The sequence below is a fragment of the Streptococcus sp. LYSM12 genome (assembly GCF_004569635.1).
Lineage (GTDB): Bacteria > Bacillota > Bacilli > Lactobacillales > Streptococcaceae > Streptococcus.
Map to the genome: position 1 here is coordinate 1 of NZ_SPOZ01000052.1, position 3,577 is coordinate 3,577.

A 3,577-nucleotide genomic window follows, 5' to 3' on the forward strand; every position below is an offset into this window, starting at 1 on the left:
AACACCTCCAAAGCTAGCTGGTGTACTGCTTTTGTCTTTCGCCTTTGTCATACTTTACTATGACAAACTAGATAATTCCCATGGTGATGTCTAAAACACCTATGGAGGATAACTCCATAGGTGGGCGAGGAGCTAGGCAAGAGAGGACGGAAAACGATAAAATACCCAAACGTTTTCAAAGTCCTCAATGACTAGCTCAAGCGCCTGCAGCACCACGGAATATGACCTTATAAACTAATTTCATTCTTAAAAATTACTGAACCATGTCCAATCGTTCTATTTTAACATTCCCTAGATTACCAAAAGAGTATCTCTGACTACCTTTCTCAAACCAGCGTTTGAGAACAACATCATATAACATGTAGTCTGATTTTTCACGAATCCAATTAGCATCAATTCCATAAGGCTTTAAATACTCTAAAACTTCTTTAATGTCTGTCAGCTGTAAACTAGGCAGACCTTTGGTAGAACTGAACCAATAAGAACCTTTCAGATATTCCTGTAAATCAACTTTTTTTCCTCTTCTTTTGTCTATCCAATAACCAGCTTCTGACCAAACCAATGAATTATCCGAATTAGAAATCTCGATTGTTTCTCTCAATTTATAGTCTCTATAAGTATAACTGATGTATAGGTAGATATTATCAGTCAATAACCGTCTGTACTCAATAATAAATGTTTCTTCTATACCAACAATCACTTGTATCCTCTCATCATCAGATAGATTGTCGTGTATTCCTATTCCAATTAGTTGTTCTGGATCTCTAAATGATTGCGAACCATCAATAACCGTACTGAAATCTGGTAAGTTGGGTAAATCCCCACTATTTACCTCAGCATAATTCATCTCCAAAAAAACATTGTCTAATGAACGATAAATTTTACTATTATCATAGAATTCTGCGACTTTTAAAAGTACAACTAAAGTTGACATTGTTAGGATAGTTATAAGGATATACTTTACATATTTACATTTCATAGTTATCTCTACCTTATTGACTTAAATCTTGAATGAATTGGTATGCTACTGGGTTCAATTTTTCAAGTTGCTCCATAGCTTCGGCATCATTCGTAGCATCAATACCAACTTCTTTATAAATCTGTGATTTCACGTATTCCAATCCTCCTACATATTTAAGAAATTCACTCTCTCTTGTATAACGATTAGATTGTAAACCATCATAGTATTGGTTACTTGCAGTCACATAATCAACTTCATTTTTCTTCATGATACCAGTAATATTGACTGCATCTAAGTCCGCCTTATAGTCTGGAACATTCATGCTTGGAGGATTGCCTAAAGTTATGTCTCCTAACCAACCAGAAAGATCATTCGTATGATTATGACTATTCCCCCATTGCCCTTTAAATAATCCCCAAAAATTAGCTAACCTTATATGATTATCATATAAATTAGTAGCGGTAGTAATACTTTGGTGAGCAAAATCTGCCATAGTTGCATCAGATTGATTAGAATTTCTATACTGTTTTAAAACATCTTCCTCAAATTTTTCTAACTCATTATCCATTAATCCAAATTTTCGCATCTGATCTTGAATACTACGCATAGATGTCCCACCTATACTACCTATACTAGCTGTGCCATTCCATTTGAAGCCAGAATATACAATTCCTCCCACCAATCTATTAAAGACATAATCCACATTCTTACCTTCAGTTGCCTTAATGTTCTGATACAATTTCCACATAATTGTGGCAGTTTCACTATCAAATCCATATTGTTCTTGAAGATTTTTCTTAAAGACATTGGGTAGTGTTGTCTGAATACTATTAAAGCTTACTGTACTAGATTTCAAGACTAGAAAGCCTTATTCCAACCTAGGTCTAGTAAAAGATAAAGCTAGTTAATTCTGTTTCTCCCTTGTCAGATACCACCAGATTATCCCCATACTCCGATTATTCAAATTTTTGTATCTCTACACTATCATGTATTATAGTTACATCGCCCCAATTATCTTTTGAAAAGCGACTTGAGTAAACTCGGAGCCAGTCCGGTATAACTTTATTTCGTAATAGCTCCTCACTTGTACTAAAATATGGAGAGAGACTAATTTTTTTCAATTCCACATACTCCATAATCTGATTGAATTCTGTCAGTCTTTTTTCACCAATAATCCCTACAGACTGTACCAATTTACCAGAATTATGGCCATACACATAATATATATCTATGAAATCCCCATTTGTATGTAAAAAACGAAAATTTATTGACATATTTCCATTCTCTAGTTTATCATCTGGAAAGAAAAAACTGTATGAAATACTCTCAACTCCTAGGGGTAGAGCTTCTGAGCGATATTGCTCTAAAATAGAACCATAGAATAAACCACTTGTTTTATTTTCTTCAATATCTGGTACGCTATTTAAAGTAGAAGTTGTTCGTAAAAAAGAGTTTGTCGCATGGTAGTACTCATCGTGGTAAATTTCTTCAAAAACATTCCTATACTTCGGTTTGAAAAAGTTTAGGATAAACGGTAACAATACGACTATCAATACTATTATAGATAGAATATAAACTATTTTTTTGTTCATATAGTCTCCTCAATTTATGGTTCTCCAATATAATCTTGTAAATCATTATTACCAGCTTCTAAACTCCGAATAAAATTATAAGAAGCTGGATAATTTACTCTCAAGTAATCCATAGACTCTGCTTCGGTTCTAGGAATATGAGTTTGAATATTCGGTCCTACATCCCTAATTTTTCTTGGAACTAAACTAGAATAAATAGATTGTTTTACATAAGTTAAATCTATATTTTGCTTAAATTGATCTGCTCTCGTATAGGCCCCTGATGCAATACCATCGTAATACTGATTACTCGCAGTAATATAATCTATTTTTCTATTTTGCATCAATGCTGTTATATTCACAGAATCCAAGTCAGCACGATAATCATCATTCCCCAAGCTAGGTGTAGCCTCTGCATCTTTTGTGACATCACCTCGCCAACCTGCTAAGCCATTGGTTCCTCCAACAAACACACCGTAGGCGTCAGCTAATCTTGGCTTATCATATAAATGAGTTGCAGTTGTAATACTTTGATGAGCGAAATCTGCTTTACCACTATATTTAGAGTAATTACGATTCCATAACGTATCAAAATCCATATTCGGATAAACGTTACTAGCTTTTACTTTGAATGCTTTGTAATCTTCGGTAGATAAGTCAGAAACCATTCCATAGTTACCTGAAGATAATAAGTATTGTATTCTAATATTGTAGACTAACTTATCCGCCTCACTGCCAGTAATACCATATTTACTAAGAACTGATTTTACTTCTTCCATACTACCAGCAGTATTATTCCATTTAAAACCAGCATACTGCGCTCCGCCCATTAATCGATTAAAGATATAGTCAGTCCTATCTCCCTCTTGAGTTTTAATACTCTGATATAACTTCCACATAGTATTGGTTGTTTCGCCGTCAAATCCATACTGTTTCTCAAGGTTATTCTTGAAATCTTGAGCGGCTGAAGTTTGACCTGGGGTAAACGTCACCTCACTCGCATAGACTGTCCCACCATTTGCTTTTGGAGCTATTTCACAGAAAT

At 34.4% G+C, this 3,577-nt stretch carries 3 protein-coding genes and 1 pseudogene; all 4 read right to left on the reverse strand.

The features are described from left to right. Positions 1 to 253 precede the first annotated feature (253 nt). Positions 254 to 934, reverse strand: a complete 681-nt coding sequence (locus E4T79_RS10560) for a TipC family immunity protein (RefSeq protein WP_245168099.1) — start codon at positions 932 to 934, stop codon at positions 254 to 256. 58 nt (positions 935 to 992) lie between these two features. Continuing rightward, positions 993 to 1,817 (reverse strand): hypothetical protein, encoded by an 825-nt coding sequence (locus E4T79_RS10565; protein WP_135030086.1) that lies wholly within the window; start codon positions 1,815 to 1,817, stop codon positions 993 to 995. Positions 1,818 to 1,917: 100 nt separating this feature from the next. Beyond that, positions 1,918 to 2,553, reverse strand: coding sequence for a TipC family immunity protein (locus E4T79_RS10570; RefSeq protein WP_135030088.1), 636 nt, complete (start codon positions 2,551 to 2,553; stop codon positions 1,918 to 1,920). Between the two features lie 14 nt (positions 2,554 to 2,567). After that, a pseudogene (locus E4T79_RS11200) lies at positions 2,568 to 3,577 on the reverse strand (hypothetical protein); the annotation flags it as partial.